Origin of the sequence: Streptomyces viridifaciens, from assembly GCF_001888885.2 — a bacterium.
GTDB lineage: Bacteria > Actinomycetota > Actinomycetes > Streptomycetales > Streptomycetaceae > Kitasatospora > Kitasatospora aureofaciens.
Genome location: NZ_CP090841.1, coordinates 7,266,266 through 7,281,280, shown reverse-complemented (window position 1 = coordinate 7,281,280; position 15,015 = coordinate 7,266,266). Strand labels below are relative to the sequence as shown.

General features: G+C 72.6%; 16 protein-coding genes and 3 pseudogenes. 12 read left to right on the top strand and 7 right to left on the bottom strand.

Annotated elements, in window-relative coordinates; translation table 11 throughout:
• Positions 1 to 49 precede the first annotated feature (49 nt).
• The 5 genes and pseudogenes from BOQ63_RS39900 (at position 50) to BOQ63_RS39880 (ending at position 5,470) form a co-directional block, all read left to right on the top strand.
• Complete coding sequence (locus tag BOQ63_RS39900; protein ID WP_030556295.1) at positions 50 to 1,174, top strand: uroporphyrinogen-III synthase; 1,125 nt, start codon at positions 50 to 52, stop codon at positions 1,172 to 1,174.
• 11 nt (positions 1,175 to 1,185) lie between these two features.
• Positions 1,186 to 1,887, top strand: a complete 702-nt coding sequence (locus BOQ63_RS39895) for a sirohydrochlorin chelatase (protein ID WP_158876569.1) — start codon at positions 1,186 to 1,188, stop codon at positions 1,885 to 1,887.
• 291 nt (positions 1,888 to 2,178) lie between these two features.
• A pseudogene (locus tag BOQ63_RS39890) lies at positions 2,179 to 2,502 on the top strand (thiopeptide-type bacteriocin biosynthesis protein); the annotation flags it as partial.
• Between the two features lie 172 nt (positions 2,503 to 2,674).
• The gene (locus BOQ63_RS39885) at positions 2,675 to 3,103 is read left to right on the top strand and encodes a 6-carboxytetrahydropterin synthase (RefSeq protein ID WP_305953092.1); all 429 of its coding nucleotides are present in this window, start codon (positions 2,675 to 2,677) and stop codon (positions 3,101 to 3,103) included.
• Between the two features lie 42 nt (positions 3,104 to 3,145).
• Positions 3,146 to 5,470 carry a heavy metal translocating P-type ATPase gene (locus tag BOQ63_RS39880; RefSeq protein ID WP_107488601.1) on the top strand — a complete coding sequence of 775 codons (2,325 nt, stop codon included), beginning with the start codon at positions 3,146 to 3,148 and terminating at the stop codon, positions 5,468 to 5,470.
• A gap of 106 nt (positions 5,471 to 5,576) precedes the next feature.
• On the opposite strand, the gene BOQ63_RS39875 is transcribed toward BOQ63_RS39880, so the two are convergent.
• Both BOQ63_RS39875 and BOQ63_RS39870 read right to left on the bottom strand, forming a co-directional pair.
• A complete protein-coding gene (locus tag BOQ63_RS39875; protein ID WP_191093631.1) occupies positions 5,577 to 6,539 on the bottom strand; it encodes a ferritin family protein in 963 nt (320 codons plus the stop codon).
• A gap of 309 nt (positions 6,540 to 6,848) precedes the next feature.
• A complete protein-coding gene (locus tag BOQ63_RS39870) occupies positions 6,849 to 7,400 on the bottom strand; it encodes a sulfocyanin-like copper-binding protein (RefSeq protein ID WP_030556306.1) in 552 nt (183 codons plus the stop codon).
• 11 nt (positions 7,401 to 7,411) lie between these two features.
• On the opposite strand from BOQ63_RS39870, the gene BOQ63_RS39865 reads away from it, so the two are divergent.
• Entirely contained in the window at positions 7,412 to 7,624 is a 213-nt protein-coding gene (locus BOQ63_RS39865) for a hypothetical protein (RefSeq protein WP_030556308.1), read from the top strand.
• Positions 7,625 to 7,908: 284 nt separating this feature from the next.
• Here BOQ63_RS39865 and BOQ63_RS39860 read toward each other — a convergent pair whose 3' ends face one another.
• From BOQ63_RS39860 to BOQ63_RS39845, 4 genes are all read right to left on the bottom strand, one after another.
• Entirely contained in the window at positions 7,909 to 8,349 is a 441-nt protein-coding gene (locus BOQ63_RS39860; RefSeq protein WP_141763638.1) for a DUF7144 family membrane protein, read from the bottom strand.
• Positions 8,350 to 8,468: 119 nt separating this feature from the next.
• Positions 8,469 to 8,921 (bottom strand): hypothetical protein, encoded by a 453-nt coding sequence (locus tag BOQ63_RS39855; protein ID WP_141763637.1) that lies wholly within the window; start codon positions 8,919 to 8,921, stop codon positions 8,469 to 8,471.
• Positions 8,922 to 9,693: 772 nt separating this feature from the next.
• Positions 9,694 to 10,257, bottom strand: a complete 564-nt coding sequence (locus BOQ63_RS39850; protein WP_043482100.1) for an Rv1733c family protein — start codon at positions 10,255 to 10,257, stop codon at positions 9,694 to 9,696.
• 209 nt (positions 10,258 to 10,466) lie between these two features.
• Positions 10,467 to 10,700: a universal stress protein gene (locus BOQ63_RS39845; protein WP_030285925.1), complete on the bottom strand. Its 234-nt coding sequence runs from the start codon at positions 10,698 to 10,700 to the stop codon at positions 10,467 to 10,469.
• Positions 10,701 to 10,837: 137 nt separating this feature from the next.
• Here BOQ63_RS39845 and BOQ63_RS39840 point away from each other — a divergent pair, with 137 nt between their 5' ends.
• On the top strand, positions 10,838 to 11,128 hold the full coding sequence (locus tag BOQ63_RS39840) for a transposase (protein WP_072653749.1): 291 nt from the start codon (positions 10,838 to 10,840) through the stop codon (positions 11,126 to 11,128).
• Positions 11,125 to 12,015 (top strand): IS3 family transposase, encoded by an 891-nt coding sequence (locus BOQ63_RS39835; RefSeq protein WP_150475799.1) that lies wholly within the window; start codon positions 11,125 to 11,127, stop codon positions 12,013 to 12,015. The genes BOQ63_RS39840 and BOQ63_RS39835 overlap by 4 nt, the downstream gene beginning before the upstream one ends.
• Before the next feature lie 228 nt (positions 12,016 to 12,243).
• On the opposite strand, the gene BOQ63_RS39830 is transcribed toward BOQ63_RS39835, so the two are convergent.
• Entirely contained in the window at positions 12,244 to 12,585 is a 342-nt protein-coding gene (locus BOQ63_RS39830; protein WP_030285927.1) for a hypothetical protein, read from the bottom strand.
• Between the two features lie 13 nt (positions 12,586 to 12,598).
• On the opposite strand from BOQ63_RS39830, the pseudogene BOQ63_RS39825 reads away from it, so the two are divergent.
• The 4 genes and pseudogenes from BOQ63_RS39825 to BOQ63_RS39810 all read left to right on the top strand — a co-directional run.
• Positions 12,599 to 12,909 (top strand): annotated as a pseudogene (locus BOQ63_RS39825) (NAD(P)-dependent oxidoreductase); the annotation flags it as partial.
• Between the two features lie 158 nt (positions 12,910 to 13,067).
• Complete coding sequence (locus tag BOQ63_RS39820; RefSeq protein WP_072655931.1) at positions 13,068 to 13,301, top strand: DUF1918 domain-containing protein; 234 nt, start codon at positions 13,068 to 13,070, stop codon at positions 13,299 to 13,301.
• Between the two features lie 12 nt (positions 13,302 to 13,313).
• Positions 13,314 to 14,228: pseudogene (locus tag BOQ63_RS39815) on the top strand (HAD-IC family P-type ATPase); the annotation flags it as partial.
• A gap of 298 nt (positions 14,229 to 14,526) precedes the next feature.
• A complete protein-coding gene (locus BOQ63_RS39810) occupies positions 14,527 to 15,015 on the top strand; it encodes a cation transporting ATPase C-terminal domain-containing protein (protein WP_223886332.1) in 489 nt (162 codons plus the stop codon).

Here is a 15,015-nt window from a genome sequence, read left to right as displayed (position 1 = left end):
TGACGGCCGGGCAACGCCCCCGTAACGTGCGCACTCCACGCTGACCGGCATGGCAACCCCCACCACCTCGCCCGGACCCCTCACCGGCTTCACCGTCGGGGTCACCGCCGCGCGCCGCCGCGAGGAACTCGTCGCCCTCCTCACCCGGCGCGGTGCCCAGGTGGTCGAGGCGCCCGTGCTGCGCATCATGCCGCTCGCCGACGACCTCGCCCTGCGCCAGGCCACCGAGCGGTGCCTGACCGCCCCGCTCGACTACGTCGTCGCCACCACCGGCGTCGGCTGGCGCGGCTGGATGAGCGCCGCCGAGGGATGGGGCGGCGGTACCGCCCTCGCCGAGGCCTGCCGGGGCGCGGTCGTCCTCAGCCGCGGGCCCAAGGCCACCGGGGCCGTACGGGCCAGCGGCCTCGGCGAGGGCTTCTCCCCCGGCTCGGAGGCCACCGACGAGCTCCTCACCTGGCTGCTCGCCCGCCCCCTCGACGGCTGCCGGATCGCCATCCAGGAGCACGGCGTGCGGCTCGACGCCTTCGCGGCGGCGCTGCGCGAGCGCGGCGCCGAGGTGATCTCCGTCCCCGTCTACCAGTGGGCCCCGCCGGACGACATGGCCCCGGTGCGACGGCTCGTCGACCAGACCGTGCGGCGCCAGGTGCACGCGCTCACCTTCACCAGCGCACCCGCCGTCGCCGCCTTCCTCGCCACGGCGGAGGCCGAGGGCCTGCGCGAACCCGTCCTCGACGCCCTGCGCGGGGACGTCCTGCCCGTGTGCGTCGGCGCCCTGTGCGCCCGCCCGCTCGCGGACCTCGGCCTGCCGACGGTCCACCCGGAACGCGGCCGGCTCGGCTCGCTCGTCCGCCTGCTCGCGGAGACCCTGCCCACCCTCGGCAGACGCGAGATCCCGCTGTCCGACGCGGTGCTGACCCTTCAGGGCAACGCGGCCCTGGTCGACGGCGAGAGCCACCTCCTCAGCCCCCGCGGCGCCGCCGTCCTCCGCGCCCTCGCCGAACGCCCGGGCCGCGTGCTGAGCCGCGCCGAACTCCTGCGCGTGGCCTGGCCGGACGCGAGCGCCGACGAACACGCGGTGGAGGCGGCCGTCGGGCGGCTGCGGGCGGCGCTCGGACCACACGCGGGGATCATCCGGACAGTGCCCAAGCGGGGCTACCGGTTGGCGGCCGACTGATGCTGCTGGCCGTGGCACACGGGAGCCGGGACGCTTCGTCCTCCGTCACAATTCACACCCTGCTGCGTCGTGTTCGCTCGCTCCGCCCCGAACTACTCGTCCAATACGCCTTCCTGGATCTGAACCGTCCATCTCTCCGTGACGCCCTATACCAACTGCGCAGCGAGCGGCCGATCCTGGTCCCGCTGCTCCTGAGCACCGGCTACCACGTGCGCGTCGACATTCCGGCCGCAGTGGCCGCCGCCGGCCTCCCCACGTCCCAGGTCGCCCGCGCACTCGGCCCGCACCCGCTGCTCGCCGAAGCCCTCGCAGCGAGGCTGGCCGAGACCGGCGCCACCCCCGAAGCCCCGGTGGTCCTGGCCGGCGCGGGCTCCTCCGACCCGACCGCCATCGCCGACACGACCCGGATGGCGCACCTCCTGGCACGCCGCCTGGGCCGCCCGGTCACCCCCGCCCACCTCTCCGCCGTGGGTCCCACCCCGCACGAGGCAGTAGCCGCCCTACGCGCGGCCGGCCACCACGACGTCGCCGTAGCCACCTACCTCCTGGCCCCCGGCTTCTTCGCCCGCCGAGCCGCCACGACGGAAGCCAGGTGGACAAGCCCCCCACTGGCAGCCCACGACGCCATAGCCCGCCTGATCCTCCACCGCTACGACGAGGCCCGCACCGCGACGGCACTGCCCCTGGCGCCTGAGAAAGTGTTGGGTAAGTGATCAACTCCGGGGTGTGATGCATTTGCGGTGATCTTCGCCGTCGGGTTTCCGCGAAGATCACCGCCATGTGTGCCTGTTCGTGCAAGCCTTCGTATGACTCGTCGTTGACGGAGGCTCAGTGGGCGGTGATCGAGCCGTTGCTGCCGGAGCGGGATCCGCGCCGGGGCGGCCGTTCGCTGAAGTTCCCGCGTCGGCTGGTCGTGGACACCGTGCTGTACGTGCTGGTCATCCGCCACCACCCTGCTGCCACCCGGGAAGGGGCTGCGACTGCGCTACCGGGCCGCCGCCCCCGTGCCTGTCCTCACCTCCCTGCTGGACACCCTCGCCGAGGAGGGTCTCCTCGCGGGCTGGGCCACCGTGATCTACGAACCCGAGTCCAAGGCGTTCGGAGGCCCGCAGGCCATGGAGATCGCCCACCGCCTCTTCCATGCCGACAGCCGCCACCTGCTGGCCCGCGCCGCCGAGCCGAACCCGCCCGCCCTCGGCCGCACCGCGACCGTCGTCGTCCTCATCTCCGCCATGCTCCGCGCGGCCGGACTCGACTGGTACGAACAGGGCGACGTCTGGGCCCAGTTCGCGATGCTCCGCGACGCCCCGAAGCCCGTGGCACCCGACCGTGCTGCCACCCTGACCGCCGCGATGCGCCACCTGCTGCGCCTCGACACCTGGGCCCTCACCCGCGACACCACCCCGCTCGCGCGCTTGACCTGCTGCAGCCACGGGGTGGGCACCCAGCGCTTCCCGCTGGTCGCGAGGATCCGGCCCGCGTGCCTGCCCCTGAACGCCCGTGTCGGCCGGCTCTGCGAGCTGGCCGACACGGGAGTCCGATCGACAGCTGGCGCGAGGCCGAACCGCCGACGACCTGGTGCCGCCCGGTTTCGTCACGGACTTCGGCGATCTCGCCCCGGTGAAGAAGCTGATCGACAGCACGCTCGACCACCGGGTGCTGAACGACGTCCTACCGGTCGTGCCGACGTCGGAGAATCGGGGGCCGCCTGGCTGGCCGGCTGGTTCGTGCATGACCACAGATCCGCCCCCTGCTCCTCCTGTGCCCACCAGCGGGGCTGTGATGCTCGCAGCCGCTGCCAGCGGGCGTTCTGCTTGTGGACGTCATGCTGCCGGGGGCAACTCGCGGATCGGTATGCCCGGCCAGCACGCGCCCGGACGGCCCGTTGAGCTGGGCCTGAAGGCCCCTGGCCGGAGCGCCGGGCGGTGAGGTCTCCTGGGGGGAGGACACGCGGAACAAGCGGAGCGCACGGTGGACCAGCGGCAGGCAGGACGGCAAGGAGAGCGAGCGACACCGGCCCCTGCCCGGCAGTGGCTGGCGCCGGTGCTGCTCGGCTTTACCGCCGCCGCCCTGGTCGCGGGCGGTGCCGCGTGGCTGGCCGGCGCACGGATCCTGGCGGACGCGTGCTGGGCCGTTGGCACGGTCGCGGCGATCGTGCCGTCCGTAACCTGGGTGGTCGCTGCGCTGCGACGCGGCAAGGCCGGAGTCGACCTGATCGCGGTCCTCGCCCTGGCGGGCACGCTGGCCACAGGCGAGTATCTGGCCGGTGCGTTGATCGCGCTCATGCTCGCCACCGGCCGCTGGCTGGACGCCGCGGCCGAACGCCGCGCCTCCCACGACTTGCGCCACCTGCTGGAACACGCTCCACGCACGGCCCGCCGCCGCATCGGAGACCAGGTGAACATCATCGACCTGGCCGAGGTTCGGGTGGGTGACCTGCTGGTGGTCGGGCCGGGCGAGGTCGCCCCTGTCGACGGGCGCATCGAGGGCCGTGCCGCGGTCCTGGACGAGTCCGTTCTGACCGGCGAGTCGGCGCAGGTCGAACGTGCCGCGGGCGAGCGGGTGCGCAGTGGCGGGGTCAATGCGGGCGCCGCCTTCGAGTTGCGGGCCGAGGCGAGCGCGCGGGACAGCACCTACGCGGAGATCGTACGCCTGGCCGAGCAGGCCGGTGCCGAGGCCGCCCCGGTGGTTCGGCTGGCCGACCGGTACGCCGCGTGGTTCCTGCCCTTGTCGCTGGTGGTGGCCGGCTTGGCGTGGCTGGTCAGCGGCTCGGCGGTGCGGGCGGTGGCGGTGCTGGTGGTCGCCACCCCGTGCCCGCTGTTGCTGGCCGCGCCGGTCGCGATCGTCTCCGGTCTGTCGCGCGCCGCCCGGCAGGGCGTGGTGGTCCGCGACGGTGCCGCCCTGGAGACTCTTGGCCGGGCCCGCACCCTGGTCCTGGACAAGACCGGCACCCTCACCGCCGGCCGCCCTCGCCTCATCGACATCGCCGCCGCCCCCGGCCACAGCGTGACCGAGGTCCTCACCCTGGCCGCCTCCGTCGATCAGTTCTCTCCGCACGTCCTCGCCCAGGCCATCACCGACGAGGCCCGCGCCCGCGGCCTGACCCTCCGACCGGTCCGCGACGTCGCGGAGGTGCCCGGCCGCGGCGCCACGGGACGCCTCGACGGCACCGTTCTGAGCGTCGGCCGACGCGGGCACGACGTCACACCGCTGCCCGGCTGGGCGCGTGCGGCCGACAACCGGGCCACCCTGGACGGCGCCGCCGTCGCCTGGCTCACCGTCGACGCCGAGCTCACCGGAGCGATCCTGCTGCGCGACCCGCTGCGCCACGACGCCCCACGTACCCTGCGCCGGCTGCGCGAGGCCGGCATCACCCGCCTGCTGATGCTCACTGGCGACCGCGCCGAGCCGGCCCGGGAGATCGCCGCCGTCCTCGGTCTCGACGACGTCCACGCCCAGCAGACCCCGGCCGACAAGGTCGCCGAACGTGGGCGCGCGGTTACCGTCATGGTCGGCGACGGCGTCAACGACGCCCCCGCCCTGGCCGCCGCCGACGTGGGCGTGGCCATGGGCGCCCGCGGCTCCAGTGCCTCCTCCGAGGCCGCCGACATCGTGCTCACCACCGACCGCGTCGACCGCCTCGCTGACGCCGCCGTCATCGCGGTGCGCGCCCGGCGTATCGCCGTGCAGAGCGCGCTCGGTGGCATGCTGCTCTCTCTCGCAGCGATGGCCGCCGCCGCCTTCGGGCTGCTGCCGCCCGCCGCCGGCGCCCTGCTTCAGGAGGCCATCGACGTCGCCGTCATCATCAACGCCCTGCGCGCTCTCCGCTTGGACCGGACCGCCCTGCCCACCATCGAACCGGCCACCGAACAGCTCATCCGGCACTTCGCCGCCGAACACGACGGTCTGCGCGAGGTCATCGAAGCCGTCCGCGAAGCCGCCGACCACCTGACCGACGCCGCCGACCCGCGCGCCCTGGACACCGTCCGCCACGTCGACCGGCTTCTCACCGACCGGCTCCTGCCCCACGAACTAGCCGAGGAGCACCAGCTCTACCCGGCCCTCGCTCCCGCCCTCGGCGGGCCGGAGGCCACCGCCACCATGAGCCGCGCCCACACCGAGATCCACCGCCTCGCCCGCCGGATCGCCGCCCACCTGCAACTCGCCGACGCCAACCACGGCCGCCTGCGCGACGAACAGCTCGACGACCTGAGGGCCTGCCTCTACGGCCTCCACAGCGTGCTGCGCCTGCACTTCGCCCAGGAGGAGGAGAACTACTTCTCCCTCGCACGCTGACCGAACGGAGAAGTCGGGGGCGGTCGACTCGACCACCCCCGATTTCTCCGAACCGTCCGGGTGGGCTCCGGTGGGGAGCCGTCCGAAAACGGCGGGTCACCGTTGGTCAGCCGAGGCTCTTGCGGGCGGTCTGGAACGCCTGGGCGTGGTCGGCCTCGTCGGTGGCGTTGTGCTGGAAGAGGGTGGCGGCGGCGGTGTCGCCGGCCGTCTTGGCCTGCTGGGCGAAGGTCGGGTACATGGTCTTGGACTCGTAGGTCTCGCCGGCGATGGCCGTGGCCAGGTTGTGGCTCGTGGTACCGACCGATCCGGCCAGCGCCGCCTCGCCGGAAAAGTGCTCCTGCAGCTCCACGTCGGAGACGGCGGTGAACAGGCGCGCCAGGGCGGCGTTGCCGCTCTGCTGGGCACGCTGGGCGTAGAGGGTGTACTTGGCGTGCGCCAGGGCCTCTCCGTGCATGGCGGTGTCGAGGTTGGCCCTGGTCTGCGCCGAGGTGACCTTGGGCTGCCCGGCTGTCACCGTGACGGGGGTGATGGCCGGGGGTGCCGGGATGGCGCCCTTGCCGCTGCGGAGCGCGGTGAGTGCGGCCTTGTACGCGGCCTGGTGAGCTGCCTCGTCCTTGGCGATCTCGGTGAAGAGGTCGGCGGCGGCGGTGTCGCCGGCCGCCCTGGCCTGGCGGGCGAAGGTCGGGTACATGGTGGTGGACTCGTACCCCTCGCCGCTGATGGCGTCGGTGAGATTGGCCTCGTTGCCGCCCACGAGGCCGCTCGGCGCGGCTTCCTGGGTGAAGTGCTCACCGAGCTCCACGGCGGCCGCCTTCCGGAAGAGGTCGGCAACGGCCGGCCGGCCCTCGCGTTGCGCCTGGGCCGCGAAGAGGGTGTAGGAGACGTTGGCGAACGCCTCGCCCCGCATGGCCTGCGCGAGGTTGGTGCGTGTCTGCTGCTGCAGAGCCGGGATCGCGGTCCCGGTGACGGCCGGGCTTGCGGCAGCCGGTGCGGCGGTGACGCCGGCGCACAGCGCGACGCTCACGGCCAACGTACTGGTGACGAGAGCACGTATCGGGTAGGCGGTCATCTCAACCTCCTTGACGGGTGCCTCGTCGGGCACCCTCGCCCATCACAGCAAGACGCTCCGGACGCGGCCATCCGGGATTACCCATTCAGGTGATTACACGAAATGACGGACGCGCTGACGCCCCCTGGCTTTGTTCACCAGAACCGAGAATCGACAGCACCCCGCTTCCGGCTTCCGGACTGACGTCGTCTCTCCGTCAGCAGGCACTTCATCGCCGCACCAGGCTCCGCGGCCCTCTTGGACTGCGAGACAGACGACGAGGAGCCCGACGATGGAGTCGGCTCGGTGAGATCGATCTTGGGCCTGTGGCTACGGCGTGACGTCCAGCTCGGTGTACATCCCAGCCGTGTAGTGGCCGGGGAAGTTGCACACCAACTCGTAGCGGCCAGGCTGCAGCGTCACCGTGGTCCATCCCGTCGCGCCGGAAGTGATGCCGTCCCCGGCACCGGCGGCGCAGCTGCGCGAGACCTCGCCCAGGCTGCCGGCCTCATCGACCCGCCCACTGGGACCGGCAGGACGCTCTCCTGCGCTCTGGCCCGCCGACAAGGGCAGCACGACGACCTCGTGTGTGAGAGCTCCCGTGTTGAACACCCGCAGCGACACCACCCCGGCCGCGACCGTATCCGGGTGGCCCGCCAGACGCATCAGGCGCATGCCGTACCAACCAGGGCCGCCGCTCATCGGGGTGCGTGCGTTGGGGCCAGCCATCACGCCAGGCCCCATGTCGACCGTGGTCACATCGACCACCTGGCCCGGCAGTGCCGGCGCACCACACCGCGCACCCGGTGCCCGCCACGTCGCTGGTGCTGTACTGCGGAAGGCGCCGGTGGCGAGCAGCACTGTCGTGGCGATGCCGAGCACAAGTGCCCCTTATGAGGCCGTCCGACACGGGCTGGCAGCACCTCGCCTCCGCCGGTCACCCCGTACCCGCCGCACCGGAGGAAGCACCGTACTGCGCCGACCTGGCAGACGGGACCGTCCTGGCCCTCACCGGCAGCCGCCTCACCGAGCCGGACGCGCACCTCCTGCGGCGTTCGTCACGGAACTGCGCCAGGAGAACGAGCGAGGCCACCTGCGCCGGCTGACAGCCTGACGCGAGCCGAGCCCGGCGCCTGTGAGGACCTGACCAGATCTACATCTCAGCGCTGACGTCAGCCCGGGCGTCGAGCAATGAAGATCACCAAGCTGAGCTGACGGATCGTCGGAAACTAACCAGTCGGCAGGATGGGCCAGAGGGCGGCCAGCACGAGGTGGTGCGGGACGAGGGCAGCCACTTGACCAGCCGCAGCCGGCGCGGCAGCGGCTCGTCGAGCACCGCCTCGACCCGCTTCGCCCCGTTCTCCGCCGTGGTCGTCGCCCTTGGGGCCGATTACCGCGTCGCCTCCTCGTGCTCATGCGTGCCCCAGTGCACACAGAGCGCGTAGATCGCCAGGATGTCCAGCACGATGATCAGCACCGACCAGAGCGGGTAGCTGGCCACCACCCACATGTGCGAGAAGGCGTTGAGCGACAGCACGGCCACGCCGACCCAGCGCGCCAGCTGGCTGCCGGCCAGGATGCCGGCCGCGATCAGGGCCAGCAGGATCCCGAGGATCAGCAGGGTCCAGCCCCAGGCCCGCAGATCGCCCACCACGATGTGGGCGCCCGCGACGAAGACGTGCGACCGGCTGATCGCGGCGATGCCGTTCAGGCCGTTGAAGAGCGCCAGGATGAACACCAGTACACCGGCGAAGGTCACCATGCCGCTCGGGCAGCAGTGGTGCGTTGCGGGCTTCCCGCCCGCGCCGGTCGCCGAGGAAGAGGAAGCCATGAGACACCTCCAGCGCGGTCTCGCCCGTCCCTCGGTTGTTGGGCGACGGGTACTTCCGCCGAGTGGCTCCTACCGACCAGCCTAGGGCCGCACCACGCGGGGGGCGCGGCGTACCCAGCTCAGCCGGCTGCCATCGCCTGCGGGGCGCCGAAGGAGGAGCGGAGGATCTGGCCGCTCACCGCCAACACCCAGGCGGGGAAGGCCGGCTCCGACCAGGGAAGGCTGGTGACCACGAAGAGCGGCACCAGCGCCACCAAGCAGCCGAGCCGGCCGAGCGAACGCGGAAAGAGGGCGAGGCCGCACCTGACCGTCGTAGCGGAACGGGTGAAGACCAACGCCATCCGCATCGCCTGGCTCACCACCAGGACGGTGAGGGCGAGGTGCCGGTCGAACCCCCACAGCTGCGGCTGTGTCCCACCGGGTGCGCCCACCAGGCGCTCGGCCATGGCCGCGAGGACGAACGGCATCGCGGCGGACAGCAGCCCGCCGCCCAGGAAGAGCGTGGCGAAGAGCCTGTCCGCCCGGTGGCCGACGTAGTCCCGTACCGCGCCCATGAACCACAGGAGGAACAAGCACCGGCGATCGGCGTCAGGGCCAGCGCCATCCATAGCGCGTCCCGGCTGGTGGGATCGACACCGGCGGTCCCGACGGAGGATGGTGGGCGCGGCGGCGTCCGCCGGACAGCAACCCGTCACCGAACACCGGTTGCTGCGCGGCGGAGTGGTCCCCGGTGGCACTGTCCTGCGTAGTCTGCCCGACCATGCCGCTCTTCAACTCGCCCGCCCTGCCCGACACGATCGTTCCGGACTTCCGGCTCACAACATGCGCTTCAACCTCTCCTGCTCGGACAACGACCTCTGACCGCCAACGTCCTAGGGTGGTGATGCCGGGCCTGCGTGCCGGACGGGAGCCACGGTCATGGGCGAGTCGGCCGAGAGCCCCGTGTGCCCCGGGCGACCCCTGGGTGACCGTGGCCGCGGCGGTGGGGCTGGTCGCATCCGTTGCTTACAGTTCGTTCCCGCTGCAATGGGTGGTGGGCTCGCGGCTGAGCGTGATCCGGTCGTACGTCAGCGAGCTGTCCGTGGCGGGCCAGCCCGGGGCGTGGTGTTCCGCGTGGGCGACACGATCGGCGGGGCGGGCCTGGTCGTCCCTCGCAGCGGACCTCACGGCCTCGTGCGGGGCCCGCTCGTCCGCCCGCCTCACGCTGTCGGAAGGTGCTCTGGCCTGTCGCGGTCGGACATGTTGTCCCCCAAGCGGGCAGTGGCCGAACGCCCCGCCTCCGCGGGCCGGTCGGCCCGATCCGACCGGAAAGCGACGGTCCGATCCTCGGCCACGCCGCCTCGCTCAGCTGGGAAGCCGCTTGGACCAGCGCGGCTCGACCTGGCTCCACTCCGCGTCCCACTGGGCGTAGCGGTGGTGGTCCAGCACGCAGACCGAGCCCTTCCAGGCGGCCAGGCACAGGAGTGAGAGGGTTCCGGCGGTCATGGCGGCGGTCGTCCAGGCGGCCGCGGCGGCCTGGCCGCGGGTGAGGGGCGCGGAGGTGACCGTGTCCTGGTGGTTGACCCACAGCGGGACGGGGGTACCGGCCCGTTCTCCGGGCCACATCCGGACGGTGGCGGTATGAGTAGTGCCGTCGGCTGCCGTCCAGGCGGCGGTTGCCGGGACCCGGCTGTAGTCGTTGTTCGACGGGACGGGCGCGGCGGCGGTCAGGTGCGCGGTGACGGTGTGCCGGGCCGAGGACTCAACGTGCCCGGTGTGCATCTGGGCTCGGTAGGTCAGAAGGCCGGCACTGACCGCGGCGGCGGGAAGGCCGATGACCATGACGGCGAGCAGGACGCGGGCGAGCCACCACTGGATGCGGTCCGAGGTCCGCCGTACCGGGTTGCGCCGGCTCGGATGCGTGGACATGGCGTCCGCCTCCCACCGTTCCTGAGGCATCGGCTGAGCTGTCTTCCATCCTTGAACCCCGGACCCGTGCCGGTCATGGTCCAGGTGGCCCATATCGGCCCGAAGACCGGCCCTGAACGGACAGGGCCGACTGTGCGAACAAGACCTTGTCACGCGCTGACAGGGCCGATGGTCCCTATCAGCGTGGCAGTCCGTCTGACGACGGGGGCTTAAACGTCCGGGTAGTGCCCGCGCAGCTCGCTCTCCGCGCCCCGGAGAATGCGCTGCCCCACGGCTGTCCGAACCTCCCCGCTCGGGAGGTGCGGCGCCGCGACAGGGCTGAGCAGCCACAAGTGCACCAGCCGTACGGGCAGTCCCCGCAGTTGGGCCTCCCGCGCTGGCCACCGGGCGGCCGACAGGCTTTCGGCCGAGCCGTCAAGGCCCACGGTGATCTCCAACCGCATGCGAATTCGCCTCCTACGAGTTGCCCGAGCCGACGAGGCAGTTGCGACGGGCTGAAGTTCCACCCTGGGGCTGGACACCTGGAGACTGGGACATGTGAGCCCAGAGGAAGCAGTTTCAGGTGGGAAGCAACGGCAACATGAGTAAGCGGTACACGGCGGAGTTCAAGAGGGACGCGGTCGCGCTCGTCCGGTCTTCTCCGCACCGGAACGTCACCGAGATCGCCCGGGAGCTGGGGGTCAGCCCGGAGGGGCTGCGGGGCTGGGTCAAGCAGGACCGCACCGACCGGGGCGAGGGCCGGCCTGGTGACCTGACCAGCCCCGAGCGCGAGGAGCTCGCCCGACTTCGTCGGCAGAACCTCGAGCAGCAGAAGACGATCGAGATCCTGCGCAAGGCGGCCGCCTATTTCGCGGCCGAGACGAATCGGTGATCCGCTTCCGTTTCGTTGAAGACCACCACGGCGCCTTCGGCGTCAAGCGGATCTGCCGGGCGCTGGGGATCGCCCGTTCCTCCTTCTACGCCTGGCGGGCCGGCGAGAAGGACCGTCGCGCCCGCGAACGGGCCGAAGACCTCCTCGCCGCGGAGATCGCGGTGATCCACCTCGCCTCCCGGGGCGCCTACGGCGTCCCGCGCGTCCACGCGGAACTTCGCCGCCAGGGCCGGGCGGTGAACCGGAAGAAGGTGGAACGGATCATGCGCGAGCGCGGGATCACGGGCGTCACCCGCCGCCGGCGCCGCGGTCTGACCCGCCAGGCCCGCAAGCCGGTGTTCGCCCCGGACCTTGTCGGGCGCGACTTCACCGCGCCCCGCCCGGGGATGCGGCTCGTCGGCGACATGACCTTCCTGCCGACCGAGGAGGGCTGGCTCTACCTGGCCACCTGCATCGACCTGGCCACCCGCGAGGTGGTCGGCTACGCGATGGCCGACCACCACCGCGCCGAACTGCCGGTGGCCGCGCTGCGGATGGCCGCCGGCCGAGGCGGTCTGGAGCGCGGCTGCGTCTTCCACACGGACCGCGGCAGCGAATATACGTCGAGTGAATTCCGCACCGAGATAAGCAAGTTAAACATGAGGCAGTCGATGGGAAGGGTCGGCTCCTGTTACGATAACGCCGCTGCCGAGAGCTTCTTCGCCGTACTGAAGGCGGAGATCGGCACCCGGGTCTGGCCCGACCGCGCCACCGCCCGGGCGGAGGTCTTCTCTTTCATCGAGACCTTCTACAACCGCAGGCGCCTACGCAAACACCCCGAGTGGGGCTACCTCACGCCACTCGAGACCCGCCAGCGGCACCGGCAAGGTCACACCCTCGCAGCGTAGACGGAGAGTGTCCAACCACAGGGTGGAACTTCAGGCGGCCGGACCGACCACCTCTTCGTACCGACCGAGACGTCAGCCGGCCTGCTTCTCATCGTGGCCCCGCGGATCCCCCTCGGCATGGGCCGGTGAGCCCATACCCGGACGGTGATGGACCTTGCCCGGGTCGGGTCCGAGCCGGCGAGCTCGCCCGGCCCGGGTGGCCCGCCCCATGGTCACCGACACACCGGTTCAAGCTGGCGGCTCGCCCGGCACGACGACGGGCAGGTGGGCGTGATGGACGATCTCCGTGCTCGTCGAGCCGAGCGCGAGACGGCCCCAGAGGCCGGTTGCCACGGGATCCGACCACGAGCAGGCTCGCGTCCAGCAGAACCTGCGCAGGGCGGCCGCGCTCGCGGTGGACCTCGACCGTCCCCGGCGCCCGGGGTCCTTCCTGGAGTCGGCGGACGGCGGAGCGTCGACTCGGTCGCTCGCGCGCGTCCGGTGGCAGCGGCGCCAGACGGCCTCGTCGGCGGCCCAGCGGGCGGCGGCGAGGCTCTCCGGCGAGCCGTCCACAGCAGCGAGAACGACCACGTTGAAGCGCCCCGTCCTTCGCACACTCGCAGACGGCGGAACCCTGATGATCTCCAGCGTTCCACCTGCTGCAACGACATCGACCTGCACACGGCCGTGGAGCTGGCCCTGACGGTGGCCCGGGTGTCGTCGTACTCCCCGTATTCCGTCGCCGAGTTCGCGTGGGCGCTCGCCCTCGCCGTGAACCGCCGCATCGTTCGCGCCACCGTCCGAGCCCACGAGTTCGACTTCCGTCTCAACGGGTTGCTGGGCCGCGACTTCCACGGACGCACGGTCGGCGTGCTCGGCACCGGCAAGATCGGTACCGTCTTCGCACGCATCGCCACCGAACTCCCCAGCGCACCGCCCGGCGGGCACCTGCCGAAGGGGCCGGCAGGCCCGAAGCCCGGGACCGTCCGGCCCGTGCCCCGCCCGGCCTTCGGTGGTCCCATGGGGATACGGCCGGGCGTGCCGCGGCCCGGCACCGACCCAGGGAGGACGGCATGAAAGCCGCCGTGGGAGACCGCATTATCGTCCAGGGCACCCGGCCGGGTGCGGCCCGCAGGGACGGCGAGATCGTCGGCCTGCACCACCCGGACGGCAGCCCGCCGTACGACGTGCGCTGGTCGGACGACAATCGGGTGACCGAGTACTTCCCCGGCCCGGACGCCCGGATCCACCACTTCGACCACGAGCACGTGGCGGACCCGCCCCATCCGCACCTCTTCGCCGACTGACCGGCCGCCGCCATGACCGTCGCCGCCTGCGCCCCCGCGCACGGGCTGACCGCCACCGAGGCCGCCCGGCGGCTCGCCGAGCACGGCCCGAACGAGGTCACCGCCGACCACCGGGTGCCGCTGTGGGCCCGGATCGCCGCCCAGCTGCGCGACCCCCTGATCACCGTGCTGCTTTCAGCCGTCGCCCTGACGCTGGCCATCGGCGACCACCCGGACGCGGTGGTCATCGCACTGGTGATCGTGGTCAACACGACCGTGGGCGTGGTCCAGGAGGTCCGGGCGGAAAGCGCCGTCGCCGCCCTGTCCCGGCTCTCCGCCCCCGCCGCGCGGGTACTGCGCGACGGCGAGCATCGGAAGGTCCCCTCGGCCGGGATCGTCCCCGGTGACGTGGTGGCCCTCGCCGAGGGCGACATCGTCCCGGCCGACGCCCGGCTGGTCGAGTCGGCCGCCCTGCTGGTCGACGAATCGATGCTGACCGGCGAGTCCCTGCCGGTGACCAAGGCCGTCGAAGCCGCGGCGCCGGGAGACGAAACGGTCCGGGCGGGGACGATCGTGCTACGGGGCAGGGCGCTCGCTGTGGTCACCGCCACCGGGGCGGAGAGCGCGCTCGGCCGGATTGCCGCGCTGCTGCGGCCCCGGCCCGAACCCACCCCGCTCCAGCGGAGGTTGGCCGGGCTCGGGCGGGTGCTGGCCGCCGTGGCGGTGGGGCTGTGCGCGGTGGTCTTCGTCCTCGGACTGCTGCGGCACCAGCCGCCGGGCGAAATGGGTGTCACGGTGATCAGCCTGGCGGTCGCCGCCGTGCCGGAGTCGCTGCCCGCGGTCGTCACGCTCGCGCTGGCGCTGGGCGCGCGCCGGATGGCGGCCCGGCATGCCGTCGTCCGGCGGCTGCCGGCCGTGGAGACGCTCGGCTCGGTCTCCGTGCTGGCGACGGACAAGACCGGCACGCTCACCGAGGGCCGGATGGTGGTCGAGCGGCTCTGGACGCCGCACTCGACGGCCGTCGTGACCGGCCTCGGGTACGGACCGGCAGGCGGGATCAGGCTCGACGGAACGGCCGACGACGAGGTGAAGGGTCTGCTCACCACCGCCGCGCTGTGCAACGACGCGGCACTGCGGCCGCCGACGGGCGGGGACGGCGAGTGGGGAGCGCTCGCCGATCCCACCGAAGCCGCCCTGCTGACGGCCGCCGGTAGGCGGGCCTGGACCACGAACGGCTCCGGGGCCGCTGCGGGCGGGCCAGATCCTTTGGATCAACCTGCTCACCCACGGCCTCACCGGCGTCGCCATGGGCGCCGAGCCGCTCTCCCCCGGCGCAATGGCCCGGCCCCCGCGACCGCCGCGCCAGCACATCCTGGGCGCCGGGGTCTGGCAGCGGGTGCTGCTGCTCGGCCTCGTCGTCGCGTCCGCCTCGCTCGGCGCTGCTCTCTGGGCCCGCGGCGGCGAAGGCCGTTGGCAGAGCGTGCTGTTCGTCGCCCTGCTGGCCGCCCAGCTCGGTGTCGTGCTGGGCCTGCGCGAACGTCTGCTGACCCGCGCGAACCCGTTCCTGCCGGTGGCCGTGCTCGCCTCGGCCGCGCTCGGGGCCGCCGCCCTCTACCTGCCGTTCCTGCGCGACGTGCTGGAGACCGTTCCACTGTCCTGGGGCGACCACGCCGCGCCCGCCGTCGCCGGGCTCCTCGGGTTCGCGACGGCCCGGCTGCCCAAGCAAGGGATCTGA

What these genes read in the sequence shown, in the direction of transcription:
- BOQ63_RS39900 (WP_030556295.1), top strand. Translation starts at nt 50, where the DNA reads ATGGCAACCCCCACCACCTCGCCCGGACCCCTCACCGGCTTCACCGTC.
- BOQ63_RS39845 (WP_030285925.1), bottom strand. Translation starts at nt 10,700, where the DNA reads ATGCGGTTGGAGATCACCGTGGGCCTTGACGGCTCGGCCGAAAGCCTG.
- BOQ63_RS39850 (WP_043482100.1), bottom strand. Translation starts at nt 10,257, where the DNA reads ATGTCCACGCATCCGAGCCGGCGCAACCCGGTACGGCGGACCTCGGAC.
- BOQ63_RS39840 (WP_072653749.1), top strand. Translation starts at nt 10,838, where the DNA reads ATGAGTAAGCGGTACACGGCGGAGTTCAAGAGGGACGCGGTCGCGCTC.
- BOQ63_RS39820 (WP_072655931.1), top strand. Translation starts at nt 13,068, where the DNA reads ATGAAAGCCGCCGTGGGAGACCGCATTATCGTCCAGGGCACCCGGCCG.
- BOQ63_RS39860 (WP_141763638.1), bottom strand. Translation starts at nt 8,349, where the DNA reads ATGGCTTCCTCTTCCTCGGCGACCGGCGCGGGCGGGAAGCCCGCAACG.
- BOQ63_RS39865 (WP_030556308.1), top strand. Translation starts at nt 7,412, where the DNA reads ATGAGGCCGTCCGACACGGGCTGGCAGCACCTCGCCTCCGCCGGTCAC.
- BOQ63_RS39875 (WP_191093631.1), bottom strand. Translation starts at nt 6,539, where the DNA reads ATGACCGCCTACCCGATACGTGCTCTCGTCACCAGTACGTTGGCCGTG.